Below are 24130 nucleotides of genomic sequence, written 5' to 3'. Positions count from 1 at the left end.
GGGAAGAGGCGCTGGTTCAGCGCTTGGAGTCGGTCGCAGTCTTTTTGGCTGCGGCCACTATGGGGCTTTCCTTGGCCGAAGCGGCCGGAGCGGTGGCGATGATGCCAGCGGCGTCGCTGCGCGCGGCGAGATCGGCCAAGACCCGAGCGCGCAGGGCCTCGGGCTTCAACCCGCGCGTGACGGCGTCCGCCGCGTCGATGGTCACGCCGAGCCGCGCAGCCTGCGCGCAAACCTGCGCCACCTCGGCGGCCTCGGCGCGAATGGCCTCGGCGGTCATGGCATTGGGCGAAGCAGTGGCCGCTGCAGCGGGCGGCTCTGGCGCTGCCGCGACCGCTGGCATTGCGGCAGGAAGTGCGGCAATCGGAGCCGGGTTCGTGGTTTCTGTGGGCGTGGTGGTCATCTGTGGACCCTTTCTGTTGGAGGAACTGGAGCCGCGGGGTGCGGCGGCGAAGGCGTGGAAGGCGGTGACAGGATCGGCGAGTTCGTCGGCCAGACCGGCGGTAATGGCGTCGGCACCGCGGAAGACCGCAGCTTCGGTGGCCACCGCGGCTGCATGGGTCAGCCGATCACCACGACCTGCGGCGACGGTTTCTGCAAAGAGGAAGCGTACCACCTCCAGCTCGCGCTGCATTTGGTCGTGCACCGCCTCGGGCAGCGGCTGATACGGGTTTGCATCGACCTTGTGCGATCCCGCGTGGATCAGCGTGACGGCGATGCCCTTTTGATCGAGGGCCCCACTCATGTCTGTGTGCAGCGCCACGACGCCGATGCTGCCGACAGCGCCGGTGCGGGGCAGGACGATCCGGTCAGCCTGGGACGCCAGGACATAGCCAGCCGACAGCGCATGTTCAGCGACGAATGCGTGTACGGGCTTCTGCGCCCGGGCAGCGCGGATGCGATCCGCCAGATCGAAGGCCCCGGCTACTTCGCCGCCAAAGCTGTCGATGTCGAGCGCGATGCCGCGCACGCCGGGATCGGCGACTGCCGCCTGCAGCTGGGCAGCAATGCCCTCGTATGAGGTCAGGCCCGAGGATTGCCCGATCCAGGCACCGCGATGCACAAGTGTGCCCGCGATTTCGATCACGGCGATGCCATCGACCACAGCAAAGGGCTGGGTGCCGTTGCGCTGATGGCGCTGGGCGAGATCGTTCCCGAAGAGCGAAGCCCGGGCGGGTAAGCTGGCGGCAGTTTGATCAGTGGCTTCCACCTCCAGCCCTTGAAAGGTGATCTCCTGCCCTGTGAGGCGAGGGCCCAGCCCGGACAGGAAGGCCAGCGCCTTGGCCGGGTCCACCATCAACGGCGTGTTGAAAGCGCGCTGGGCGATTTGCGCGTGATGCATCATGCGCCCTCCTTGGGGTCGGGTTTCTCGTCGCCGGTGTCGTCGTCCTCGTCGTCCTTTTCTGCGTTGGGATCTTCATCCGTCTTGCCGCTTCCACCCGGCCCCTGCGCCGGGGATCCCGGCCGCCGGAAGTCGAGGCCCAGCGCCGCCTCGCGTTTTCGTTCAGCGGCGATCTCCCGATCCACCTGTTCGGCGTCGTATCCTCGTTCGGCCAGCGCTTGGGTGCGGGATTTCAACCCGGCTTCGATCTGCAGGATCTCGGCCGAAGTGTCCTTCATCGGGTCGATCCAGTCCCATTTCGTGGGCAGCCAGGCGCAGGCCTGATATTGGCGGCGCTTGCTGTCATAGCCGGGCAGGTCCAGCGCACCCGACAGCACGGCGGTGTCCATCCAGCGCACCCAAACCGCCCGACAAAGCTGATAGACCAGCACGCCATGCTGCCAGGCGGATATCCGACGGCGGAATTCGATGAGGGAAATCCGCGTGTTCGAGAAGTTCCCCTTCGCCGTGTCACCGGTCAGATAGCCATAGGGCACGCCCAGCGCCGCCGCGATTTGCAGCAGCGTGCGGTACTGGAACGGCTCGTAGGTTCCGCCCGAGTCTGGCGTCGCGGGTGTCGAGACATCTTCGCCCGGATCCAGCCGCACCACTTGGCCGGGTTCAACCTCCAGATCCTCTTCGGTCGGTTCCAGCGGTGTTTCCGGGGCGGGCGACGTAATGAACATCGCGAACATCGCCGCGATTTTCTTCCGCTCCAGCTCGGCGTCATCGTAAAGATCGAGGGTGAACAGCTTGACGATGGCGGCGGCGAACCGCGAGACTCCGCGCAATTGCCCCGCCTCGACCGGGTCGAGAACATGGATCACATCGCCAGCAGGGACGCGGACGGTTTCACCCGCAAGGCCGGGATCGGTCAGATCACCCGGATGACGGCGCAGGAAGTGATAGGCGACACGGCGACCGATGCCGTCAAACTCGATGCCCTGACGGATCAGTCCCGCACCGGTAAGGGGGCGGTTCATGTCGAGCGGCAGCATCTCGGCGGGTAGCATCTGCAGCTGGAGCGGCACCGTCAGGCCGTCCTCGGCCCGGCGCGGACGGATGCGGATGAAGACCTCGCCCGACAGGAAGACCTCGCGCGCAGCGCGCCGCTGCAGCCCGTAGAAATCCGTCAGCCCTTCGGCGTCAGAATCGTCTGTCCACGCGAGCCAGAGTGCCTGCAGCTCTTCCTTCTTGGCCGCATCCGGCATGGTCGAAGAGGGTTTGATGCCATCGCCCACCACATTGCTGGCGAAGCTTTCCACCGCGTTTGCCGCATAGCCGTTGTTCCGGACCAGCCAACGGGCGCGGGCGGTGATCGTTTCGCCCGAGGCCGCGATCAGCGTGTTCACATGGGCGCGGCTGGCACGGAACCCGCGCAGGCGACGGTGGGCCTGTGCTGCATCGAAGCCACCGATGATTGACCCCAGCCGCTGGCGGAACGCCTCGAACGCCATCACAGACCCTTAGAGGCGACTGTGCCCCAGCGCCGACGACGCGGGGTGCCGGTCGTGGCTGTGGCGATCCGGGTTTCCAGATCGCTGATGGCGTTGGCCAGTTCGGCGTCTGAGCCATAGTTGATCGACTTGCCGTCATAGCTGACCGACCGGACGCCCGCGTAACGGGCCTCCTGCAGCGCGGCCAGCAGGGCGCGCATCCGTTCCAGATCCATCTCAGTCCCTCATGAAGTTCGGTGTGTAGGCCCGGCGTTTGCGCCGTGGCGTGGTCGGTGTTCCGGCCTTGGGTGTGGTCGGAGCAGCCGGTTCAGTGGTGACGGGCGCTGCTTGTCGGGTTTCCACCCCGGCCTGCGCCTCGAGCCGCCGCCAGGTCGCCTCGTCCCACCGATCCGCGCCCATGATCCAGGCCGCCGCCCGGGCATAGACGCGGGCGTCGAGCGCCTCGTTGCGTTCGCGCATCTTCTGCCATTCGGGGTGGGCATAGCCGCGCTTGTTGCGCACGGTGACCAGCTGTTCGGCCACGAGCTGCTTCAGCCATTCGGTGTCGATCCAGTCGGGCAGATGCACGGTGCCGGGGGCGTCGAGCACGCCCAGCGCGCGGTCCTCGTCCGAGGGGCGTTCCAGCCGCAGGAAGCGATAGGTCTCGGTCTTGAAGGTCGCCGTGGCCACGGACCACAGCCGCGCGCCCCGGCGCAGGCGCTTGCCGCCGATGGTGGCGTCGACAAAAGTGGGGCCCGACACCGGCGTGGCGCGGTTGAAGCCTTCCAAACCCTTGATCGGCGCGACCTGGTCAAAGCCCTGTTTCCGCGCCCAAGCGTAAACCGCTGGGGCTTCATAGCCGGTGTCGATGGCCATCTTGCCGATCACCATCACCGCGCCATTGGCGCAGGCCCACGTCCGACCGAGCAATGCCGTCAGCTTGTCCCAGCAGGCCGGATCGTCCGGGCCGCCGGCAATCACGATGTGATCGATTAGCCAGGACTCCAAGCTCCGGCCCCAGGCCCAGACATCGACCTCGATCCGGTCTTTCTGCACATCGACGCCAGCGGTCAGGAACAACCCGCCGACGGGGATTTGCACGCCAGCGTAACTTTCGCGACGTTCCGCCAGCCGTTGCCATTCGGGCGCGTCGCCGCTTTCGACCCACGTCTCGCCCAGAAGCGTGTTGCGCGCGACGCGCAGCATCTCTTCCGAGCCTTGCGCCGCCAGCCACTCGCGCGCGATCTGCTGCCAGCTTTTCCAGCCCAGCGGCGAATAAAGCGCCGAGATGTGGAAGCCGATCGAGTATGGATCGGCAGAAACGGCGGTCGCCCGCCATTCGCCCCGTTCCAGCATCTGCGTCTTGTGATGCTCGGCGATGGGGCGTTCGCAGCCTTCGCAGTGGTAGGCGGCCGTGTCGGGCCGCCCTTTGTCCCAACGCAGGCGTTCAAACTGCAGCCATTGCATGTGGCCACAATGCGGGCAGGGCACGAAATACCTGCGCTGGTCCGAGGCATCAAACTCGCGCTCGATCCTCGATAACCCCCGGATCGTCGGGGTCGAGACCAAGAACACCTTGCGCCGGTGCGAGAAGGTGGTAGTCCGCGCTTCGGCCAGCGTGACCGGATCACCTTCCTCGTCAGCAGAAGCTGGATAGGCGTCTACTTCGTCGAGGAAAATGTAGCGCGCAGGCATAGACCGCAGGCCGGTGGCGCTGTTGGCACCGGTCAGTACCAGGATACCGCCGGGGAATTCCTTCGACAGCATCGAATTGCCCGCGTCGCGGGACCTGGCAGGGTTGACCCGTTCGCGCAGAGCCGCGCTGTCCGCGATCAAGGGATCAAGACGGCCCCGCGACGTGCGTTTGGCGAGTTCAAGCGATGGCAACACCGCCAGCATCGGCCCCGGCGCATGATGAATGACGAAGCCGATCCAGTTGTTGCCAGCCTCGGTCGCGCCGACCTGTGCCGCCTTCATGAAGGTCACACGCTGCGCCGGGTGACGCGGCGACAGCGCATCCATGATCTCGCGCAGGTAGGGCGCGCGGGCGGTGCGATAGCGCCCCGGTTCGGCCGCACCGCGAGACGACAGCCAGCGATGTTCATCCGCCCATTCCGACACGGTCAAGTCTGGGTCGGGACGCATCCCCTTGCGCCAGGAGCGCAGAATGTCCTCGGCCCCGTCAAAGCCAAGGTCGAGATCGGCGGTCAGGTCGTGTTCTTCTCCTTCATCCAAGCGAGACCCTGAGATCGGCGAGGGCGTCGAGGTGCTGTCTGACATGGGCTTCCAACACCCTCTGCAGGATCGCGGCCTCGATGATCACCGGCGTTCCGGTCTGTTTCTCCACCCCCAAGGCCACTTCAGCCGCCATCAGCGCTGCCACTCTGTTGGGCCAGGTGACCCAAGTATCGCGTTCCTGTCGGGCCAACCGGAACACCATCGCTTCTGCGCGCGCCCGGTCGACCAGCGTGCCCTTCTTCTTCTGAATGCCAAGCTGCTTGTCCTGCGCCTGGTAGACGGTCAGCGCGGTGCGAGCCTTCAGGTAGGACGAGCTGTCTGCGGGACCGCTGAACCCGCTGTCGCCGCCGGTGCTGCGGCGCTGCTGGTCCGGGTCGGTCATGTCGGCGCGGCGTACATCAGAAGCAGCCGCGTTGATCGACCCGTCGCTGTAAACCACCAGCCGACTGGCTTTTCGGGCCTTCTGGATCGCCCCGCGCGAGAGGCCGGAATGGGCGGAATATTCCCGCTCGGACATACCTTCCATGGCTATTGGATTGTCCTCAAGATATTGAATTTAAACAGAAATGATCTGCTTATTCAGTTGATTACACTCCCGCGTAGAGCGATTCTGGCTGCAGGAAAACGATGCAACTCACCCCCGGAGACGACGCCATGACCACCAAGACTGCCCCCGCCAACGCCCCCAGCGACGCCCTGCTGCTGGAGATCGCGACGAAGCACTTCCACAGCATCGAGACGCTGGAGACCCAGAACAGCGACCGGCTCGACTTCCACGATGTGGCGGTCTGGGCGATCCGCGCGGCGCTGGAAGCGGCCTACGCCGCTGGCGTCGCCGCCGCTGCGAAACGCTGAAGGACGGCAGGGACATGACCATGGCCACCACCACCGTCCGCATCGACATCGATACGCTGCCGGAACATCTCGACCGCAGCCGCCCCAGCGTGTTGGCGGAAGTGATCGAGGCCGCGCTGCGCGAGGCCGGGATCAAGGCCGACTGCTCGGACCTCTTCTCGCACATCAAGATCGACCTGCCGACCGCGCAGCTGGCGGCAGCCAGCGCGGTGCTGGCCGATCTGCAGCTGATCTGAGGCGGCACCATGAGCACCCGCGCACAGATCGCTATCCAACTCGGCCCTGAGGAATGGGCGCATGTCTACGTCCATTTCGACGGCTATCCCGCCCACATGCTGCCTGCGCTGGCACGCTGGAAGCCCGAGAACATCATCGCGGCCCGGGAAATCCGGCAGGTCACGCCGGAGGCGCTGGATTGCTTCAGCCCGCCCCGTGCGCCGCGCATCCTGCCCCGCCCGACTCGGGAGTTTGCCCATCTCTACATGTGGATCGGATGCCAGTGGGTGCATGTGGTGCCGCAGGCCGATGCGCCCGAAGTGTAATCAGAACGCACTGATATTGCTTGGATTTGCCTACACTAGCCGCCCCGCCAGAGCGATGGTGATTACACCAGAACGATGCAACTCACCCCCGGAGACCACGCCATGACCACCCGCCGTGCTACCGACAATGCCAAAGCCCTCGACGCCTTCATGACCACCAAGTTCCAGATCGACGCGATGCTGGAGCGCCTGAAGGCCCTGAGCGACGACCATTTCGACACCCACCCCGACGAAATCAACTGGGGCGATGTGGGCACCCTCAATCACTATGCCAGCCTGCTGCGCCAGATCACTGACGCCGCCTTCAAGGAGGGCGAACATGCTGCTTGATCCCGCCCAGCGCCACCAGATCGAACAGGATGCCATCACCGCTGCATGGGAGGCCGAACGCATCGCCGTCTGCGATGCCGCAATCGCCCTGCTGCGCATCACCGCCTTCCTTGCCACCCACGACCTGTAGAGGACCACGCGATGACCAAGCTGACAGAAACCCAGACCATCATCCTCAGCGCCGGGGCCCAGCGCCCCGACAACATCGCCCTGCCGTTGCCCAAGGGGCTGGCCGGGGCGGCGGCGAAGATGGCCGTCACCAAAATGATCGAACACGGCTGGCTGCAGGAGGTCGATGCCAACCTGCGGCGCAATGAGCCGCTCTGGCGCGAAACCGGCGATGGCCATGGCACCACGCTGGTGGTGACGGACGCCGGGTTGCTGGCCATCGGGATCGAACCGGTGGTGGTCAAGACCGTTGTCGCCATCCGCAAACATGCGGCTGAAATGCCTGCGCCCATATTGCCTGCTGCAAGTCAGCCGAAGCTGCGCACAGGCACCAAACAAGCCACTCTGATTTCCATGCTGCGCAATCCCGATGGCGCTACGATTGAAGAGATCATGACGGCCACTGGCTGGCAGTCGCACACGGTTCGCGGCGCGATGGCCGGGGCACTGAAAAAGAAGCTGGGCCTCGAGGTCAGCTCGGAAAAGGACGATGCGCGGGGAAGGGTGTATCGATTGCCTGCAGCATGACCAGCTTCCTCTTTGACTTCGACATGACCGCCGCCCAACTCGGGCGGCGGCGTTCATACAGTGGCTTCATCAACTGAGGATCTTTGCGCGGTCTTGCCTGTTGCCAACTCCCAACGCCGCACTGCAACGTCGCAATAGACCGGGTCCAGTTCCATCGCGAAGCACCGCCGCCCAGTGCGTTCGGCGGCGACGATCTGGGTGCCGGAGCCGCAAAACGGCTCGTAGATCAGGTCACCCGGTTCCGAGTATGCCGTCAGCACGGCCTCGACCAGCGCAACCGGAAACACGGCCGGATGCGACCCGGCCGCACCCAACCCGCCCTTGTTGCGCATGATGCGGAACACAGAGTCCGGAATACGGTGGCTCTGGATCGCGTTGCCGGTTCCGGTTTTGGCGTGGACCGTGCCGTCGGCCCCGCGCAGCCCACCGCCGCCTAGGGTTTCGCCCGCGTGCTTGGACGGGACGGTCTTGTGCGGTTTGCGGGGCGCGCGGTTGAAGTGGAAAATGAACTCGTGCGACGGGGCCAGGCGGCCGTTCCAATCGCCCGGCAAGCCCGGCCCCTGGTCCCAGACATACCAGCCAAACCGCCGCCAGCCAGAGGCGCGCATCCATTCCACCCATCCTTCCCAATAGGGCTGCCATTCGCTGTCGCGGTGCACGAGGCCGAGATTGACCAGCAGCTGTGCGTCGGCCGTGACTGGCGCCGCCCCGAACACGCATTGCATCAGCGCATCCCAATCGCCGACCTTTTCCTTGGCGGCACCATAGTCGCGCTGCTGGGCGTAGGGCGGTGAGGTGAACATCAGCGTGGCCTGTTCGCCCTGCATCAGTCTGGCGACAGCGGCAGGATCGGTCGCGTCGCCGCAACATAGCCGGTGCTTGCCAAGCGCCCAGATGTCGCCCGGCTTGGTGATCGGATCAGCGGGCGGGGCCGGGATCGCATCGGCCGCATCATCAGAAATCGATGGGCGCTCGTCGGGATCGGCCAACAGCGCGTCCAGTTCATCCTCGGGGATCCCGATCAGCCCGAGGTCGAAATCCTCGGCCAGTAGCGCCTGCAGTTCTTGCAGCAGAAGCGCCTCGTCCCAGCCGCCCAACTCGGTCAGCTTGTTGTCGGCGATGCGATACGCCCGGCGCTGGGCTTCAGTCAGATGGCCGAGCACGATCACCGGGGCCTCGGACAGGCCGAGTTGGGCGGCGGCCAAGATGCGACCATGACCAGCGATCAACTCGCCGTCGGCCGCCACTAGCACCGGCACCGTCCAGCCAAACTCGGCCATACTGGCCGCGATCTTGGCCACCTGATCGGCGTCGTGGGTCTTGGCGTTGCGGGCGTAGGGCTTCAGCCGGGCGAGAGGCCAGTGTTCGATCCTGCCCGGCAAGAGGGGCGCATTCATGCCGCCAGCCTCTTGGCCTTCAGGTCGGCGAAGGTCTCGCCGGTGTCCGCCAGCACGGCATTGGCGCCGGTAAATTGCTGCCAGCGCTCGATGGCCACATCGACATAGGCCGGGTTCAACTCGATGCCGAAGCAGACGCGCGCCGTGGTTTCGGCCGCGATCAGGGTGGTGCCGGATCCCATGAAGGGTTCGAACACTGCTTGACCCGGGCTGGAGTTGTTCAAGATCGGGCGGCGCATGCATTCCACCGGCTTCTGTGTGCCGTGCACGGTGGCGGCATCCTGGTCCTTGCCGGAAATGTGCCAGAGCGTCGTCTGCTTCCGGTCGCCTGCCCAATGACCCTTGCCGGTCTTTTTGACGGCATACCAGCAAGGTTCATGCTGCCAGTGGTAATCGCCGCGGCTGAGGACGAGGCGGTCCTTGGCCCAGATGATCTGCGACCGCACTGCGAAACCTGCCGCCACCAGGCTCTCGGCAACGGTCGAGGAGTGCAGCGCGCCGTGCCAGACATAGGCCACGTCGCCGGGGAACAGCGCCCAAGCCTCGCGCCAATCGGCCCTATCGTCGTTCAGCACCTTGCCGGTGCGTTTGGTCTTGGCCGCTCCTGCCTGGTTGCGCCAGCTTGGGTCGTACTCCACCCCATAGGGCGGGTCGGTGACCATCAGCAGCGGGCGCACATCGCCGAGCAGCCGCACGACCACATCGGCGGCGGTGCTGTCGCCGCAGATCAGCCGATGCGACCCGAGCTGCCAGAGGTCGCCCGCCATGGACACCGGCGTGACCGGCGGCTCGGGAATGTCATCTTCGCCCTCGACCGCGCCGCCTTCCGCCTGATCCGGATCGCGCAGCAGCGCGTCTAGATCCTCGTCTGGGATACCAAGCAGCGTTAGGTCGAAATCTTCGGCCAGCAGCCCCGCGATTTCATCGCGCAGCATGGCCTCGTCCCACTCGCCCAGCTCGGTCAGCTTGTTGTCGGCGATCCGGTAGGCCCGGCGCTCGGCTTCATCCAGATGGCCGAGCCGGATCACCGGCACGTCGGTCAGCCCCAGCATCGCGGCCGCCAGCACCCGGCCATGCCCAGCGATCAGCTCGCCATCGTCGGCCACCAAGCAGGGCACGGTCCAGCCGAACTTGGCCATGCTGGCTGCGATCTTGGCGACCTGGTCCGTGCCGTGGATCTTTGCATTGCGGGCATAGGGGCGCAGCCGGTCGAGAGGCCAAGTTTCAATCTGGCTCGGCGCAAAGACCAGGTCCATCGGGTGGCTTTCATCTGGGGCAGGGCGGACACGCCGATGCGCGCTGGGCGCTGCCAGCGTCACGATCAGGATCCGCGATGTCGGGAAATGAGAAACGCCCGCGAGGGGTTTCCTCCGGGCGCAATTCTTCGATGATCAAGTGGTAGGTCAAGGGGGGCAGCTTTGTCAAATGAAAAATGCACGCGGATTCAATGGCTTCCCTGCAAGTGGCTTCCGCTGGTTGGCTTCCGGCGTGGTGGCCTCTGCAAACTGGCTTCCCTGGATTCCGCAAAGAATCCAGCGCGTCAAGATCGTGATTCCGCAAGCCTTTGATAATGAGTCTCTTTTCCCGAGGTCATCGGGCAGGTGGCTTCCGCCTGGATTCCCCGGTGAAAATGCCTGTCGCTAGCGAAACGCCGCGCTGCGCCCCCCCGCATACGTTCAGGGCCGGGGAGGAACCAGAGGAGGGGGTTGCAGCCTAGGACTCGCCGAACCCCTGGTCTCTCATGCGTCCGAGCACATCGAGGGCATGGCGTGCCTGCAGGTCCGAGGGAATCCGGCGCGGCATGGATGCGCAAACTTCGAGGATCTGCATGTCCTTGGGCGTAAGGCGTTTCCGCTCGCGCCCCCAAGCCAAGACTCCGCTCCAGAATTCGGCGCCCAAGGTCACGACCTCCGCCTGGGCATTTATGCCCTCGGTCATTGCCTTCTTTGCCTTCTCGTCGCGCTTTGCCGCCTTGGCGGTATCCACGAGGGTCAGGCAGGTCTCGAAGTCATCGCCATAGTTCAGCGTCCGACCCTTCATCCCGTTCCAGCAGGCCTGTTGCTTCGCCCACTCCGACATGTTGCGGACACCTGCGGGAGGGTGGGTGATGACGTCATGTGCCTCTGCTGCGGCCAGAAGCAGAGCGCGCTGGAGGGCCTCCGGTACAGACTGCCGTCTCCAGATCGCGTCGAGGTCGAGGACCTGCTTCTCGCCGTTGGCATCGTGAAACACCTTGGCCATGGAGTAGGTGACGATGTTGGCGCGATAGCCACCCTCGTACCACGGCTGCTTCGGAACCTCGGTCTCGAGCCAGCGAAACACGATCGCCTTCGAGACAAGCCGCTTGTACCAGAGCTCGTCATACTTGGCGTCGCTCCTGGACCATGATTCACCGATGTCCTTGGCGAATTCGGCGAAGTTCTTCTGGGCCCCGCGCGAAACGATGTGCGGCTGGCCGGCCGCCGAGAACTCGAACTTGGCGAGATCGGTCTTGCTGAAGAGCTGTGATTTTGGGAACTGGATGTCGAAATCAGTCTGGGCTTTCCCTTTCACCTTCGGCCGCGCGTTGACGAACTGACCTCGGGAACGCTCGTAGAACCACTTGGTATCATGACGCTCGCCAGCACGCGCCGGAAAGAGAACGCTGCGCGAAAACTGTTCCATCCGGATATGGAAGGGATGGTTCGAGAAGAAGTCGGCAGCGTTCACCTTGTTCTGGGTGTTCGCGTATTCCGAGATCTTCGGCACGATGTCCTCAGACCTGTCGGAAGGAACGACAGTCAGTTTCATCTGCACGAAGACTTGCGGGAGCTGTTCCTTCGCAGACTTCAGCCCAGCGTGGATTGACCCGGTTGTCTGAGCGCCATTGACGATCTGCAAGTTGCTGATCGACGCAACCGCCAGCCCGTCATCCGTCCGCACGCACGAAACGGCATCGGCGGTGGCCGACAGCCCGTTGTTGTAGGGGAAGAAGAGTTCAGGTTCGTCCTTGATGGTCTTCTGGATGCCCTTGTTGGTCTTGGCCCTTGCCTGAAGGAAAGACCGGACGTTGGCCTCGAGAAGGCGTGCGCCCCACTTGTCGTAGATTTTGGCCAACTGCTCCCCCGGCACGATCAGGAGGTAGCTTTCGAGGGCAGCTCCCGTCTGCGACGCCTTGAGCGCCGGAAGGGGCGCCCCGAAATCTTGGGCAAAGTCGATGACCATGTCCTCGCGGGCCTGTCCCGACCTGTCGAACCGTTCGAAGCGCGCCAGATCCCAGACTGACCATGTGATCGGCACGTCGCCGATTTCTGCCAGTTTTACCGTATCGTCGCGGCCGATGTACTGCCGGTTGGAAATGAGGATCAACTTGACCTTCGTAACCTGCGACCAAGTCGTGATAATCAGGTCCGAGACTTGGAAGGCGGGGTTGGCCTCGTTCAGCGAGTCGCGGAATTCTTCGGTCTTTGCCTTCTTCAGAAAGCGGATCAGAGGATTCAGGATCGGGGGCACATCCCCCTTGCCAAAGGTCTGGACAGTGTCGCTGTCGGCAAAGTCGCAGACGATCAGCCCTAGAACACCTTCGCTGTCGCGCGGGTCACCTGCATATCCGTCAATCCGCAGTTTCTGGGCACCTTCCCCGCTCTGGTAGTAGGCGCGATCTGCGACTTCCAGTTCACCGGCCTCAGTCAGCCGTTCGGTCATACGGTCGAAAAAAGCTTCCACAGGGAATATGCCACTGGCATCCGCTTCGCGGCGGATATCGGCCATCAGGTTCTGGTGATATTCGTCGAGTTCGCTCATGGCTGCTCTGCTTCGTTCAGTTTTTCCTGCACCGTGATCCACTCCGTCCGGAATGGCGTGCAGGCAGAAAGGGCGAGGGCGTAGGAAACAACCGAGACTCCGAGCGGCACTGGTGCGGCAATCCGAGGGAAGTCCTCGGTCACGGCGTGGAAATCGGGGGACGACACGATCCAGCGCCAGGACGAATAGTCGTGCAGGATGTCGAAACCGGCATCAGCAAGGTGCAGGTCCCAATCCATGATGGCCGAAGGTTCGGTTCGCTCCAGAAGCTCGGTGACTTCCGAGACATACTCGGTCAGCGTCCGGCCGTGCGGCGGCTGCACCTTGTCGACGGCCAGCACTGCCAGCCATAGGCGACGTTCCGGCACATCTGCCAGCTGGAACTCGTTCGTGATCTTCACGAAGGGCTGCGAGGCCCCGCGCCGCGCCTTGACCTCGATGCAGTCGGCCTTCAGCTCGAAATCCTTTGGTGCGCCAGAAGGCCCGGTCCAGGCGGTCAGCGCCGGTTTGGCACCGAGCGTGGAAATCAGCAGCTTCAACACCTCGATCTCGCCGATCAGCCCCTTCTGGGCTTCTTCCGACAAGACCTCGAGCTTTCCGCCACGCAGCAGATAGTGCCAGCGGAAAGTGCGGCCTATGGCGCGTTCGAGAGCCTCGGCCTCCGTCTCGGCAAGCTCGCCAGCCGCCATCACATCGCGGCAGAGGGTCTCGAACAGTTCGAGTTGCGCGCTGTCCTTGAGCCGGATGTAGAGAATCGGGCCACCGGGAAGTGTCTGAAACCGGATTTCGAGGTTACGCAGCTTAGGCAGGTCGGGGGCGGGTTTCGGAAGGTCCGCTAGTTGCAGGACAAGTGCCACATCGGCACGCGGCATCACCGCCCAGAACCAGTTCCACCGTGCCGATGCCGAAACCCGGCGCGTGTCCACTTTCCCAGCCTCGAGGCCGGACCAAGGTGTGTCAGTCGGTATCACCGAGCGCCTCCTCCTCGATCTCTTCCTCGCCGAACATCTCGCGCATCCGGATGGTGTTGACGATGTATTCCACGGTGCCGCCCTGAACCTCTGATGGCGGGAAGCAGATGCTCCATGCCAAGACCAGATCTGGCGATTTCGCCTTCAGCTCTTCTGGAACCACGGGTTCGACGAACCGGAGGATGATCAACGGGCGGCGCCCCCTGACCTCGCAGAAAATGCGGGGCGGAAGGGTTTCCGGAACGGGCTTTCCGTCTCTGATCCGTTCTTCGCGAAAGGCATTGGTGGCTGCGTCGATCTGTTCCTTGGTCAGCCCGACACGCTCGTCGCCGGGCGAACCGACGCGTCTGCTGGTGCCGCTGATTGCGAGGACGCCCTGCCGGAGATCCGGCTCGCCGACTGATCGACCGAAGGCCCGCATGTCGATCCCGGACAGATCGGCGGGTGTCGCATCTGCCTTCTGTGCACTGGCGAAGAGGACATCCCATTCCCTGAGCTCGGTGTCGGCGCGCGCATCTATGTAATCTGCCATCAGCCTCGGATCGGTTAGGGGGTCAGAGGCATCGGCGCGGAATGCACGCAGGAAATCGCGGATCAGATCGACAGAGACGCCGCTGAAAAGGGTTCCGCGGGAAGGGTGTTGCGGTGCCAGCCCGCTGGCCTTGATTGCCGCCGCCAGGGCTTGCCCGGCCTGTCGGTTTCGGTCCAGCTGATCGCGATCCGTGCGGATGCGTGTCGTTTCGACCAGCTTGCCAGCGAGGCCGACTTTCATAGGGAACTCGCGCCCAGTGCCCATCTTGTTTCGGGCCGTCACGATCAGCGATTCCGGATGACTGCGCACGGCGAGACCGAACTGCTCTGGCGTGGCCTTGGCCAGTTCCATGCGCTTCAGCTGTGTCTGCAGATCGTCCATCGCCTCGTGGATATGGGCATACCAGCCCACACCGTCAGCGGGGATCCAGATCCGGCACAGATCCTCGTAGCCCGGCCGGTAGCCGAACCACCGGCCCATCTGCATCAGGGTGTCATACATCATGGAGTTTCGCAGGAAGTAGCTGATGGTCAGCCCTTCCAGCGTCAGGCCGCGCGAGAGGGAGAAACCGCCGACGGCAACCACCGTCACGCCATGTTCCCCGGCCTGGTCATAGTCGAGCGGCTGCGACCGCTTCGAAGCGTTGACTTCGACAACACGCGCGGCAACCAGAACCTCATGCAGGCGAGCCTGGACGGTGGGCCAGTCCGCGCCTTCTGCCGCGGCAAACTCCGCCTCCCAGACCGCATGCAGCGCGGCAATCTCAGGATTGCGCAGCGCTGCCGTCCCTTTGGCCCCATCGACCGCAACCGCGGCTCGTATCCTGTCGACCACATCGGCCACGCGGGAACGCAACCGCCCCTGGACATCAGTGAAGCGCGAGGCGTTGATCAGCATTGAGGCATGCGCTGCTTGCTGGCCCCGGGCATTCCGGATCGCCCGCGCGACGATGAATGCGCGCACGGCTCGGATGAGGCTTTCCGGCAGCACATCGACCGGATGGTCGATCTTGTGCTTCATCGGCAGGATGTCCTCGTTGTCGTCGATCAGACGGACATGCCGCTCGCGGGCATCGAGGAACACCTTCTGCGCCCCGAAGTAGTTGGACGGCGCGTCGAGGCCGATGATGAAGTGCCGCGGGAACAGATCCTGCTTCAGCGTTTCGTCGTCGGTATCCGGATCGATGAAAATGTTGGCGAAGGGAGTGGCCGTGTAGCCGACGTAGCAACTGCGGTGGAACAGCGAAAGCAGCTCGCGAATCTGGCCATTGATGCGGGTCACTTCATCGCGCGCATACGCCGTGTTGATCGAGGCATTGTCGGCCTCGTCGTCGATCAGCAGCATGGGCTGGCTGACCATCTGCGTGCCCTGGTGGACAGAATGTTCCTTCAGCCATTCCAGCAGGTTTTTCAGCGTGCTTGAGTTCTTCTTGATCACCAGGACGACGGGCACGTTGTATTGCCCGATCTGGCTGGTGTTCGTTGTCGCCGTCGCCTTGTTGAAATCGCGCAGCGTGTTGGTGAGAGAGACCGGAAACTCGCGCTGATCGAACTGGCCGACCCCGATGATCTTCTGACGCTGCGCCTTGTTGGCATGAGCCAGCCGTCCGGTATCCCGGCCGATGAAGCCCTCGTCGATGCGGGCCTGGGTCTGGTTGCGCAGGTTGTTGTGGATGCCCGCGATCACGACGATCAGGCGATAGCCCGCATCCGCCGCCTTGCAGATCAGCCCCGTGTAGTTGGCGGTCTTGCCGCTTTGCACATGGCCCACGACCATGCCGCGGCGGCTCCAGGGGCTCATGTCGCGTGGATTACCAAGTCTATCCAAGACCTTGTCAGTGACGGTGTCCGTGGCATCGATAACCGATTTCGGCAGTCCCTTTTTGAAGAGCAACTGTCGATATCGACCCCAGTAGAAGTCGCCGACTTCGTCATTGATCTTGGCGTCGTTCAGCCACGGTTCAAATTCCTTGGCATCGACGATCGCGCCGAGGCCCATGCTGATGCCATGCTTTTCTTCAAGCAGGCGTGCCACCTGCTCAGCTTCGTCCGCACTGACCTTTCCATTGAATGTTTGATTCTTGAGCTGCTCAGCTATTGCTGAACGAATCTTCTCCGCCGTCAGCGGTTTGGGCAGCAATCCGATGTCAATCTGAACGATGCCTTCAAGAGCGCGGAGCAAAGGATTCATTCGGTTTCCTTGGTCTCAATCGTCGCAGCGATGATGCGTTCCGTGTCTTCCCAAGCCGATCTGAACGGATCGACGTCCTTCATCAGCGACTTGATTTCCTTGATGTCCTTGCGCGCGCCCAGAAGGACGGAGAGGGTTGCCTGCACGGCTTGGGCAAGCGTGTCTTCGTCCACCCGATCCGGGACGATTTGCTCGGCTGTGCCAGCCATGTCTGCGTGCAACGTTTCGATGGGCAATGACGCCCCGACCAGTGCAATGCAGTTGAAGAAGCCGCGCCGCAAGTCCGGGGGCAGGCTTTCGGCGAAATCGGCAAATGCGGGATGTTCGATGTTCGGGCGGTAGCGGATCTGCCCATCTGCCTGAATCCGGTGCCACATGGGCAGCCGTTCATGATCGACGAGCTTCTGTCCCCGCTTGCTGTAGGTGCGCTTCGAACCGGCAAGAATGCGTTCGATGACCTTTTTCAGTCGATCGCGCACGACTGGCGGAAGCTGTGCCGAGGATTTCTTGACGTCGATTTTCCAGTCCGCGTCCATGCTGTTGGGAATGTCGATCCTGACCCGGGACAGTTTGGTCAGTTCGGACTGGCGGCACAGACCAAACCATGTGCCATGCAGGATCAGGCGCTTGCCGCGATAGAGATAGAAGCCCTGTGATTTCAGGTGACCCTCCGGCCCGCCGATATCCTCCCATTCCGTCTTTCCCATCTGCTTGTGATGGGGAAGCGTGAAGCTCTGGATCTCCACATCACCCCTGATAAGGCTCAGCTTTTCTTCCGGGTCTGAAATGGTCGCGGGGTTCTTTCGGGCAAACGGATCAAGGGGACGAAGCAGTCGCCCGTTCAGGAGAATGCGCAGCGGTTTGGCATCCTCCATGAACCGATGAAACACGAGGCGCAGGTGGCGCTCTGTTTCAGCGATCCTCTGGTTGATGACCTCCGCGCGCTTGGCCGCATTGTGGGAATAACCGCCAGTCAGTCGGTCAAGTTTCTGCCAGAGCACAAGCGTACCCTGCTGCCCCAGCTTCTCGATGCCGGGGATGAGATCGAAATGATCGGGTAATTGCACCGCCCATTCGTTCCGTTCGGCGACATCATCAAGATCCCAGATTGCTGCGCTGGTTTGTCCGGAACGCCGGGACACGACCGTGAGCCGACGGCACTGGGAGAAGCTGGCGCTCTTCAGGCCAAGGCCGAACCGACCGAGGTCCGGTTCATCACGTGTGGCCAGCGGGTTTCTGCTGCCGGGTCGCATTGCTGCGACAAGTTCGTCTTCGGTCATGCCCAGGCCATCGTCGATGATCGCGATATAGGGCTCGTCCGAATAGGTCTCCGTGACAATCTCGATCCGATGGGCGCCCGCGGTGATCGAGTTGTCGATAATGTCTGAAATGGCCGTTTCTAGGGAATAACCGATATCCCTCAGGCCCTCGATCAATGCCGCGGCGTGAGGCGTGGCATCTGCCCGTCTTGAAACAACAATTTCCTGCATGCGAACCCTTGGCAGTACGATCAGGATCTACTCTGGCGCGAACGGATCGTTGTTACAAGGTGCAGGAGGTGCCTCAGAGGTTGAGGGTGTCCGGTTTTGTCAGGGATGCATGGACGAGCGCTGCAATCTGCCTTGCTAGGAAAGGCGGGACCGCATTTCCAACCTGGACATACTGCTGTGTCCGGTTACCGAGGAAGAGATAGTCGTCTGGGAAGGTCTGCAACCGGGCAGCTTCGCGCACCGTCAGGCTGCGGCACTGGAGCGGGTCCGGGTGGATGAAATAGTGCCCGTCCTTCGAGATGTGACTGGTCACCGTTGTCGAAGGCTCATGCGCAAGCTGGACGCGAAAGCGGTCGTTGAAGACGCCGCTGTGCCAGTTCCGATGATCCGGGCTGAGGGCCAGCGGGAAGTCGGTGGCCTTCGGGCTATAGCCACGCACCTTGCCGAAGACTGCGGCAAACAGGTAGCGGCCGAGGTCCGTGGCCATGTGACCCCTGGTTTCGTGCTGGGCCAGTGCGTGCAAGCCTGGACGCTCCAGCCAGCGCATCAGGTCGTCATTCGAAGTTCCATAGGCGGCAGGAAGCATGGAGGAGGAGCGGCGGGTTTCGGCGCCGTGCTTCAGGACTTCCCGTATCTCGCTGAATTCCGACGCGAGGGTACCGTCTTCGTCGCTCTTGGAAATCTTCGCGAGCAGGCTGGCGAACCCTGCGACCTCCTTTCTCCATGCCTCGGCGGTGTCTGACGCGCGGCTGATGCCGCTGCGCAGAAATGGCATGTTGCCGATGGTGTCCTCGACCGTGCGGGTTGGGCCCGATACCGAAATGCTTGCGCCGACCGCCCGGGCCGCCAGATCGGACCTGATGCCGACGATGATGACGCGATGGCGGCGCTGCGGAACACCGAACTGTTCGGCACGCACGATGAAGTCGGAAGGCTGTGCCGCCTCTTGCAGGGTGGCCATTCCATCGATAAGTCGGATCGCCCGAAGCTCGTAGTGATGGCCGTGACCTGTGCCCAGGGAAGCGAGGTCTTCCATCAGCATCTCGAAGACCAGTCGACTTTCGACGGTCGAGGACAGCATGCCCTTGACGTTTTCCATGACGAAGGCGGCAGGTCTTAACCGGTCGAGCACCCGGATGTACTCGCGGAAAAGGTAATGCCGGTGGTCTTCCTCTGGGACGTAGTCCGTCTTGCCGCGCGAACGGGCCCGCCCGACCAGCGAATAGGCCTGGCATGGCGGCCCCCCGATCAGGATCGTGTCGTCGAAGCGCTGTCGCTGCCGACCTATAGCCTCGTCGATGGCTGCTGCGGCTGCTTCACTGCCCAGCTCGAGACAGCGAGCTTCGGCTGTCGCCTCTGCCCATGCGGCGGCATCCACCCCGGACCAGTCCGGTTCGTCCGTCAGACCGGCATGGAACTTCACGAAGGCTTCCGGCAGGGCGCCGTGTCGCGAGACATGGTCACGCAGAAAGGCGCGGAGCCGAAGTGTCCGATGTGCCGATGCCTCCTTCTCCACGGAAATGCCGATATGGAACGGGTGCTGGCCGCCAGCCTCCAGCGAGGCGAACCCCTCTCCAAGGCCTCCCGGACCTGCGAACAGATCGACAATGCCGAAAGTGGCTGGCAAATCAGAGACCTCTCGAATTCGGATCATTGGCTGTATACCAGGTCCACCGGCCGAGGCCAGGAGGCAAATGACCGACATCGTCGACAGCCAGACCCGTTCCCGGATGATGGCCGGCATCCGCGGAAAGGATACGAAGCCGGAGCTGGCCCTCCGGCGGTCCTTGCATGCGCTGGGCTTTCGCTATCGGCTCCATGCCAAGGGCATACCCGGCAAACCGGATCTTGTGCTGCCGAAATACAAGGCCGTCATCTTCGTGCACGGGTGCTTCTGGCACCGGCACCTGGGCTGCCGTTATGCAAGCACTCCGGCAACACGCCCGGAATTCTGGGCGTCGAAGTTCAGCTCGAATGTGGCGCGGGACAGTGCCGTTAGATCGGCGCTGTTGCTGGCCGGTTGGAGGGTTGCGACAATCTGGGAATGCGCCTTGCGAACCGAGGCTGGTGTTGCAGCCGTCCGGGACGTCGTTTCGGGATGGCTTCAAGGTGATGGTCGAGAGCTTGAAGTCGGAGAGGCGGATATTGGGGCGCCCAAAGACCGAAGAAGCGGCCCGGTAGGGTCTGAACTGACATGAAAGGTCCGAGCGTGGGTCGGACAGTCCGGAGCTGCGATATGACGGTCCGTCTGACATGTCACCGGCTCCCCTCCCACGGCCGCGCCTTCGGCATCGCCCCTGTCACCTCAACCTCTCGCAACATCCCGCCCGCAATCAGCCCGTCCCGAACCCAGCTCAGCGCCTGCCACCAGTCGTCATAGCCACGCCGGGCGGCCTCGATCTGCTGCGGGTGGGGGGAGAAGGTGACCGGGCATGCCAGGATGTCGATGGTTTTCCATGTGGCGCGCGATCCCACGCCACGCACGCGGATGCGTTCTATGCCCACGACGATGGTGCCAGCATGCGTGCCGTGCTGGTTCTGCTTGACGATGGTCGGCACGCAGCGTGGAACGGCGCCTGGCATCCAGTCCGGGGTCAGCCCGGCGCGGGCCAGTTCGGCGACGCGGATCGCCATGCGCTTGCCGCCGAGGCTGTCGGGGATTCCGGCGACGGTGGCGGCGATCACCTCGGCATCCTCGTGGGTGTAGGCGCCGATCTTGTGCTGTCCGCCGTCGATCTTGCAGCCCAGCACGGCCCGTTGCAGCAGCACGTATTCGAGGCCGAAGCCGAAGCCTTCCTCGGTGACGTCCGGGGGCGGGGGCAGCTCGAGCTGCGCCTGTTCCACCCGGAACGCCCATTCCAGCGCCGCCTGCACGCCCAGCGCACGTTGAATGGCTCGACCGCCCGCACGGCCGATCGGCCGTTGCAGTGTCATCGAACACCTCGCTCGCGCAGGCGTTCGGCTGTCACTAGGCCCCGGGCCAGCATGGCGTCGCGCATCGTGTTGCTGATCGCGCTGACCGGCAGGTAGCGGTCGGAGTTGACCAGATCGGCGTAGAAGGCGGGCAAGTCGGTGATCGGCTTTGCCGTTGGGGCGGGGGCCGCCTTGGGCTTTCTGCGCTTCCGTCCCGCATCCTCGACCTTGCGCCCTGCTGCACGCTGCATGGCGCGGTCCAGCGCCTTCGGTCCATCGGGCGGTTCGGGGTGTTCCTGGCGGCTGGCCTCGGCGGCAGCGATGATCTCCGCCTCGGTCAGCCCCAGCTCGTCGCGCCAGCGCTGGACGTGCAGCCGGGGCGGCCAGCCTTGCCACCAGCCGGGCAGGGCGGCGGTGTCGAGGCCCAGCGCGTCGAGCAGGTCCCCGAAAACCTCATCGGAAATCGCATCGCGCGCCTGCGCGCCCTCCTCCTCCTTTACTGGTTTACTTAGAGGTTCCCTTACAGGGTTAGTGTCCGAAATCCGGACACGGCTTTCGGCATTTTCCGGACACGGCTCGGCCGGAAAATCGGACACGGGCCTAGCGCCATCCCCGTGTCCGAAATCCGGACACGGCAGGGCATCAGCCGTCCCATTGCCTTCACAACCATCGGCAACGTCGAGCGTTTCTGCGTCCTCGTGCTCCCCGTGTCCGATTTCCGGACACGGCACCACAGCCAAAGGTGTGAAGCCCGGCTCAAACCCCAAGATGTAGCGGGTCGGCAGCTGGCGCTTGGTGATGGGATCCAGCCGCGGCACACGCCGCAGCAGGCCCACCGCCTCGAGTTGCCCAAGGTGATCGTTCAGCGTGGAACGGCTGATCTCGCAGTCATGCGCCAGCCGGTCCTGCGAGGGGAAGCAGCCGTAGTCGGGGTTGAAACGGTCGCAGAGGTGCCAGAGCACGATCTTGGTCGTCGGCTTCAACCCGCGCTGCTTGATGGCCCAGTTGGTGGCCTCGTGGCTCATGGCGCGGGCCTCCGAGGGGCAAGGGCGATGCGCGTGGTGAACCCGTGTCCGGCCAGCGCGCCCAGCGCATCGTCGAGACTGCGCACCAGCGCCCAGCCGAACCCCTGCGCCTGCACCGCAACGCGGAACGCTTCCTGTTCCGGCCGCAGCCGCCCCTTCGGCGCCTTCAGTTCGAGGAACAGCACGCGACCGTCGCAGAGCACCATCAGATCCGCGAATCCGGCATGGACGCCCATGCCGACAAGGATCGCCTGGCGCTTGGCCCCTCGTGGCCCAGCCTCCGTCACCTCGTTGGCGCAGTGATGGATGATGGCCGAGCGGGGCAGGGCGATGCGCAGCGCCTGCACGACGGAACGCTGCAAATCGGCCTCGGGGGTGCCACGGCGCTTCATCGGCGGACCTCGGGATCGAGGGCCTGCGCGCGGCGATGGCGGGCCGGGCATCGGGCCTCGATCGCAAAGAGCAGGGCGCGCGCATCGCGGCGTTCGCGCTCCGATTGGCCGTGGGTGGTCAGCACCTGACAGGCGAGGCGGACGAGATGATCGGAATGACGCGCGACGTTGGCGACGACGGTGCGCGCCTCGGCCAGACGCTGCGCACGCCAGGCGGGATCGACGGCAGGGCGTCGGGCGGGGCGATGCGGGGCGGTCATCAGCGCCGCCCCCGGGTCTTCGGCGCGGGGCGGACCTGTTCCTGCGCGCGGATCCACGCCTCAACCGAGGTGCGCCGATAGAACACCTTGCGCCCGATCCGGGTGCAGGGCGGGCCTTCGTGACGGGCTTCCCACCGGGCGAGGGTGTCGCTGGCAACGCCCAGCTCACCCGCAAGCTGGTCGCGGCTGATCCAATCCGCCAAAAGGTTCAGGGGTTGGCCCTCGGGGGCAGCGGTCGTGGTTTGCATCTCGTACTCCCATCCAGATCCCGGTCGATGCCGGAGACGGGGCGAGGCAAGCAGAGCGGTGGGACCGGAACCTAGGCGGAGACCGGAACGGACAGGCCAAGGGCCATTCCAGCCCAAGTTTCATTGGGGATTGCTGGCCTGCCCGGAAACCGGAATTGCAGATGCGCCCAGCGCCATTCCGCCATTTCCGGTGATGGTGGGCGCGTTGATTCTGCGGATCAACGCGGATCGCCGCGCCGATCCGCATTCATCGACACATGTCTGCGACGGTGGGCCGGAACAGGGACGCTGCCGTTCCTGCGATGCGGTGTCAGGGCAGCGCGGGAAAGTCCGGTCGACGGTGCGCCTCGACCATGGCCCGCAGTTCGGGAGGCGAGATCACCTCGACGGTGTCGCCCCACTGGTAGAGGTGCCAGGCCATCTCCAGCCACCCTCCGGCGGTGAAGCGGACGGTCAGGCTGCCGTCGGCCTCGGTCGTCACCTCCTGGTCGGGATGAAACAGGAAGTCACGCGCGACCGGCGCCGCCGCGGGGGAGAACCTCCATTCGACCGGTGCAAGCTCCGCCTCCGAATGGAACGACCCAAAGGCGCGGGAGGCGTGGACCCGCAGGTCGAAATCCGGATCGCGCTTGAAAGACGATGGCAGCAGCTGGGCCTTGCGGATCCGGTCCAGTCGGAAATGCCGGAAGCTTGACCCGTTCCCGATTTCTCGGGCGATCAGATAGCCGCGCATGCCGAACAGCACGCCATAGGGTTCGATCTGCCGCGTCCGCGGGCAGGCATCCTGTGCTCCGGCATAATCGATCTGCATCGTGAACGGGCCCTTCAGAGCCGTTTCGATGGCTCCGAGGATCAGGGGATCGTACTTGGCCCGGGGGCCGGGGCGGCAGGCATGGCCACGGGCTTCCAGGACCGCCTCAGCATCCGCCTCGGCGCGGCGTGCGTGGGAGGACGGCATGGTGGCAAGAAGCCGGTCCCGCAGCGAGGTCAGCGCCGAAACCTCGGTCAGGGCTCCGTCGCGCTCGGCGCGGCGAATGCCCATCTCCAGCGCCGACAATTCACTGTCCCGAATGCCCTGCCCATGGAGCAGTTTCTGTTCGTTCAGTTTCCACCATTTGCGCCGGTCCTTGTCGATGCGGATCTCGACCATGGGGAAGGCCGCCTCCAGCGCCTTCGACATGCGCTGCGCGGTGCGCAGGTTCACGCCGAAGGTCTCGGTGATCTGCACGAGGCTGATGCCGTCCGCCTGAGCGGCGGCCACTTCTGCCAGCCGCATGATGTCGATGGCCTTGCCCAGACGCTTGTTCACACTTCTTGATCCCTGACCGAACCTGTCAGGGTGAGATAGTGCAAATTCGCGCGAAAGGCGAGTAGCCTGAACCTGTCAGATCAAGGCGATTCCCATGATCCCCGACGGCCAATGACGGGCAATCAGCCCGGACAATAACGCACGC

25 protein-coding genes are annotated in these 24130 nt (G+C 64.0%); 7 read left to right on the top strand and 18 right to left on the bottom strand.

The window, feature by feature from the left end; translation table 11 throughout:
- Positions 1-16: 16 nt before the first annotated feature.
- From V3C85_RS07930 to V3C85_RS07910, 5 genes are read right to left on the bottom strand one after another with little or no spacing between them, the layout of a single operon-like run.
- Complete coding sequence (locus V3C85_RS07930) at positions 17-1339, bottom strand: S49 family peptidase (protein WP_331794629.1); 1323 nt, start codon at positions 1337-1339, stop codon at positions 17-19.
- Entirely contained in the window at positions 1339-2835 is a 1497-nt protein-coding gene (locus tag V3C85_RS07925) for a phage portal protein (RefSeq protein WP_331794547.1), read from the bottom strand. Before V3C85_RS07925 ends, V3C85_RS07930 begins: the two co-directional genes overlap by 1 nt.
- Complete coding sequence (locus tag V3C85_RS07920; RefSeq protein ID WP_074555978.1) at positions 2835-3050, bottom strand: phage head-tail joining protein; 216 nt, start codon at positions 3048-3050, stop codon at positions 2835-2837. The genes V3C85_RS07925 and V3C85_RS07920 overlap by 1 nt, the downstream gene beginning before the upstream one ends.
- 1 nt (position 3051) lies before the next feature.
- Positions 3052-5094, bottom strand: coding sequence for a phage terminase large subunit family protein (locus V3C85_RS07915; protein WP_331794546.1), 2043 nt, complete (start codon positions 5092-5094; stop codon positions 3052-3054).
- The gene (locus tag V3C85_RS07910; RefSeq protein WP_331794545.1) at positions 5042-5578 is read right to left on the bottom strand and encodes a hypothetical protein; all 537 of its coding nucleotides are present in this window, start codon (positions 5576-5578) and stop codon (positions 5042-5044) included. The genes V3C85_RS07915 and V3C85_RS07910 overlap by 53 nt, the downstream gene beginning before the upstream one ends.
- A gap of 128 nt (positions 5579-5706) precedes the next feature.
- On the opposite strand from V3C85_RS07910, the gene V3C85_RS07905 reads away from it, so the two are divergent.
- From V3C85_RS07905 to V3C85_RS07880, 6 genes are all read left to right on the top strand, one after another.
- Entirely contained in the window at positions 5707-5907 is a 201-nt protein-coding gene (locus tag V3C85_RS07905; RefSeq protein ID WP_331794544.1) for a DUF6900 domain-containing protein, read from the top strand.
- Positions 5908-5921: 14 nt separating this feature from the next.
- Positions 5922-6143, top strand: coding sequence for a hypothetical protein (locus V3C85_RS07900; RefSeq protein WP_331794543.1), 222 nt, complete (start codon positions 5922-5924; stop codon positions 6141-6143).
- Positions 6144-6152: 9 nt separating this feature from the next.
- Positions 6153-6449 carry a hypothetical protein gene (locus tag V3C85_RS07895; protein WP_331794542.1) on the top strand — a complete coding sequence of 99 codons (297 nt, stop codon included), beginning with the start codon at positions 6153-6155 and terminating at the stop codon, positions 6447-6449.
- A gap of 102 nt (positions 6450-6551) precedes the next feature.
- Entirely contained in the window at positions 6552-6779 is a 228-nt protein-coding gene (locus V3C85_RS07890) for a hypothetical protein (protein WP_331794541.1), read from the top strand.
- A complete protein-coding gene (locus V3C85_RS07885; RefSeq protein WP_331794540.1) occupies positions 6769-6909 on the top strand; it encodes a hypothetical protein in 141 nt (46 codons plus the stop codon). Before V3C85_RS07890 ends, V3C85_RS07885 begins: the two co-directional genes overlap by 11 nt.
- Positions 6910-6920: 11 nt before the next feature.
- Positions 6921-7475 carry a DUF3489 domain-containing protein gene (locus V3C85_RS07880; RefSeq protein ID WP_331794539.1) on the top strand — a complete coding sequence of 185 codons (555 nt, stop codon included), beginning with the start codon at positions 6921-6923 and terminating at the stop codon, positions 7473-7475.
- Between the two features lie 53 nt (positions 7476-7528).
- On the opposite strand, the gene V3C85_RS07875 is transcribed toward V3C85_RS07880, so the two are convergent.
- The 7 genes from V3C85_RS07875 to V3C85_RS07845 form a co-directional block, all read right to left on the bottom strand.
- Positions 7529-8872, bottom strand: coding sequence for a site-specific DNA-methyltransferase (locus V3C85_RS07875; RefSeq protein WP_331794538.1), 1344 nt, complete (start codon positions 8870-8872; stop codon positions 7529-7531).
- Positions 8869-10128, bottom strand: a complete 1260-nt coding sequence (locus V3C85_RS07870) for a site-specific DNA-methyltransferase (RefSeq protein ID WP_331794537.1) — start codon at positions 10126-10128, stop codon at positions 8869-8871. Before V3C85_RS07870 ends, V3C85_RS07875 begins: the two co-directional genes overlap by 4 nt.
- A gap of 457 nt (positions 10129-10585) precedes the next feature.
- On the bottom strand, positions 10586-12655 hold the full coding sequence (locus tag V3C85_RS07865; RefSeq protein ID WP_331794536.1) for an AIPR family protein: 2070 nt from the start codon (positions 12653-12655) through the stop codon (positions 10586-10588).
- On the bottom strand, positions 12652-13626 hold the full coding sequence (locus V3C85_RS07860) for a PD-(D/E)XK motif protein (protein ID WP_331794535.1): 975 nt from the start codon (positions 13624-13626) through the stop codon (positions 12652-12654). Before V3C85_RS07860 ends, V3C85_RS07865 begins: the two co-directional genes overlap by 4 nt.
- A complete protein-coding gene (locus V3C85_RS07855) occupies positions 13613-16348 on the bottom strand; it encodes a Z1 domain-containing protein (RefSeq protein ID WP_331794534.1) in 2736 nt (911 codons plus the stop codon). The genes V3C85_RS07860 and V3C85_RS07855 overlap by 14 nt, the downstream gene beginning before the upstream one ends.
- A complete protein-coding gene (locus V3C85_RS07850; RefSeq protein ID WP_331794533.1) occupies positions 16345-17838 on the bottom strand; it encodes an ATP-binding protein in 1494 nt (497 codons plus the stop codon). The genes V3C85_RS07855 and V3C85_RS07850 overlap by 4 nt, the downstream gene beginning before the upstream one ends.
- Positions 17839-17911: 73 nt before the next feature.
- Positions 17912-19465 carry a DNA cytosine methyltransferase gene (locus tag V3C85_RS07845; RefSeq protein WP_331794628.1) on the bottom strand — a complete coding sequence of 518 codons (1554 nt, stop codon included), beginning with the start codon at positions 19463-19465 and terminating at the stop codon, positions 17912-17914.
- Positions 19466-19532: 67 nt separating this feature from the next.
- On the opposite strand from V3C85_RS07845, the gene V3C85_RS07840 reads away from it, so the two are divergent.
- Positions 19533-20036, top strand: a complete 504-nt coding sequence (locus V3C85_RS07840) for a very short patch repair endonuclease (protein WP_331794532.1) — start codon at positions 19533-19535, stop codon at positions 20034-20036.
- A 58-nt stretch (positions 20037-20094) separates the two neighbouring features.
- On the opposite strand, the gene V3C85_RS07835 is transcribed toward V3C85_RS07840, so the two are convergent.
- The 6 genes from V3C85_RS07835 to V3C85_RS07810 form a co-directional block, all read right to left on the bottom strand.
- Entirely contained in the window at positions 20095-20772 is a 678-nt protein-coding gene (locus tag V3C85_RS07835) for a hypothetical protein (RefSeq protein ID WP_331794531.1), read from the bottom strand.
- Positions 20769-21776, bottom strand: coding sequence for a helix-turn-helix domain-containing protein (locus tag V3C85_RS07830; RefSeq protein ID WP_331794530.1), 1008 nt, complete (start codon positions 21774-21776; stop codon positions 20769-20771). Before V3C85_RS07830 ends, V3C85_RS07835 begins: the two co-directional genes overlap by 4 nt.
- Entirely contained in the window at positions 21773-22168 is a 396-nt protein-coding gene (locus V3C85_RS07825) for a VRR-NUC domain-containing protein (RefSeq protein ID WP_331794529.1), read from the bottom strand. Before V3C85_RS07825 ends, V3C85_RS07830 begins: the two co-directional genes overlap by 4 nt.
- A complete protein-coding gene (locus V3C85_RS07820) occupies positions 22165-22428 on the bottom strand; it encodes a hypothetical protein (protein WP_331794528.1) in 264 nt (87 codons plus the stop codon). The genes V3C85_RS07825 and V3C85_RS07820 overlap by 4 nt, the downstream gene beginning before the upstream one ends.
- On the bottom strand, positions 22428-22676 hold the full coding sequence (locus V3C85_RS07815; RefSeq protein ID WP_043133696.1) for a helix-turn-helix transcriptional regulator: 249 nt from the start codon (positions 22674-22676) through the stop codon (positions 22428-22430). Before V3C85_RS07815 ends, V3C85_RS07820 begins: the two co-directional genes overlap by 1 nt.
- Positions 22677-22986: 310 nt before the next feature.
- Positions 22987-23985 (bottom strand): helix-turn-helix transcriptional regulator, encoded by a 999-nt coding sequence (locus tag V3C85_RS07810; RefSeq protein WP_331794527.1) that lies wholly within the window; start codon positions 23983-23985, stop codon positions 22987-22989.
- Between the last annotated feature and the right edge of the window lie 145 nt (positions 23986-24130).

Source organism: Pseudotabrizicola sp. L79, assembly GCF_036553525.1.
In the GTDB taxonomy this organism is placed as follows: domain Bacteria; phylum Pseudomonadota; class Alphaproteobacteria; order Rhodobacterales; family Rhodobacteraceae; genus Pseudotabrizicola.
Note: the sequence above shows the minus strand (reverse complement) of the source record. Positions and strands in the feature narration are given on the sequence as shown.

Excerpts from the sequence above, each read along its gene's own strand:
- V3C85_RS07815 (WP_043133696.1), bottom strand. The coding sequence starts at position 22,676 with ATGCAAACCACGACCGCTGCCCCCGAGGGCCAACCCCTGAACCTTTTG.
- V3C85_RS07875 (WP_331794538.1), bottom strand. The coding sequence starts at position 8,872 with ATGAATGCGCCCCTCTTGCCGGGCAGGATCGAACACTGGCCTCTCGCC.
- V3C85_RS07890 (WP_331794541.1), top strand. The coding sequence starts at position 6,552 with ATGACCACCCGCCGTGCTACCGACAATGCCAAAGCCCTCGACGCCTTC.
- V3C85_RS07915 (WP_331794546.1), bottom strand. The coding sequence starts at position 5,094 with ATGTCAGACAGCACCTCGACGCCCTCGCCGATCTCAGGGTCTCGCTTG.
- V3C85_RS07820 (WP_331794528.1), bottom strand. The coding sequence starts at position 22,428 with ATGACCGCCCCGCATCGCCCCGCCCGACGCCCTGCCGTCGATCCCGCC.
- V3C85_RS07920 (WP_074555978.1), bottom strand. The coding sequence starts at position 3,050 with ATGGATCTGGAACGGATGCGCGCCCTGCTGGCCGCGCTGCAGGAGGCC.
- V3C85_RS07910 (WP_331794545.1), bottom strand. The coding sequence starts at position 5,578 with ATGGAAGGTATGTCCGAGCGGGAATATTCCGCCCATTCCGGCCTCTCG.
- V3C85_RS07930 (WP_331794629.1), bottom strand. The coding sequence starts at position 1,339 with ATGCATCACGCGCAAATCGCCCAGCGCGCTTTCAACACGCCGTTGATG.
- V3C85_RS07830 (WP_331794530.1), bottom strand. The coding sequence starts at position 21,776 with ATGAGCCACGAGGCCACCAACTGGGCCATCAAGCAGCGCGGGTTGAAG.
- V3C85_RS07840 (WP_331794532.1), top strand. The coding sequence starts at position 19,533 with ATGACCGACATCGTCGACAGCCAGACCCGTTCCCGGATGATGGCCGGC.
- V3C85_RS07870 (WP_331794537.1), bottom strand. The coding sequence starts at position 10,128 with ATGGACCTGGTCTTTGCGCCGAGCCAGATTGAAACTTGGCCTCTCGAC.
- V3C85_RS07855 (WP_331794534.1), bottom strand. The coding sequence starts at position 16,348 with ATGAATCCTTTGCTCCGCGCTCTTGAAGGCATCGTTCAGATTGACATC.
- V3C85_RS07885 (WP_331794540.1), top strand. The coding sequence starts at position 6,769 with ATGCTGCTTGATCCCGCCCAGCGCCACCAGATCGAACAGGATGCCATC.
- V3C85_RS07895 (WP_331794542.1), top strand. The coding sequence starts at position 6,153 with ATGAGCACCCGCGCACAGATCGCTATCCAACTCGGCCCTGAGGAATGG.
- V3C85_RS07900 (WP_331794543.1), top strand. The coding sequence starts at position 5,922 with ATGACCATGGCCACCACCACCGTCCGCATCGACATCGATACGCTGCCG.
- V3C85_RS07835 (WP_331794531.1), bottom strand. The coding sequence starts at position 20,772 with ATGACACTGCAACGGCCGATCGGCCGTGCGGGCGGTCGAGCCATTCAA.
- V3C85_RS07880 (WP_331794539.1), top strand. The coding sequence starts at position 6,921 with ATGACCAAGCTGACAGAAACCCAGACCATCATCCTCAGCGCCGGGGCC.
- V3C85_RS07905 (WP_331794544.1), top strand. The coding sequence starts at position 5,707 with ATGACCACCAAGACTGCCCCCGCCAACGCCCCCAGCGACGCCCTGCTG.
- V3C85_RS07925 (WP_331794547.1), bottom strand. The coding sequence starts at position 2,835 with ATGGCGTTCGAGGCGTTCCGCCAGCGGCTGGGGTCAATCATCGGTGGC.
- V3C85_RS07825 (WP_331794529.1), bottom strand. The coding sequence starts at position 22,168 with ATGAAGCGCCGTGGCACCCCCGAGGCCGATTTGCAGCGTTCCGTCGTG.
- V3C85_RS07850 (WP_331794533.1), bottom strand. The coding sequence starts at position 17,838 with ATGCAGGAAATTGTTGTTTCAAGACGGGCAGATGCCACGCCTCACGCC.
- V3C85_RS07865 (WP_331794536.1), bottom strand. The coding sequence starts at position 12,655 with ATGAGCGAACTCGACGAATATCACCAGAACCTGATGGCCGATATCCGC.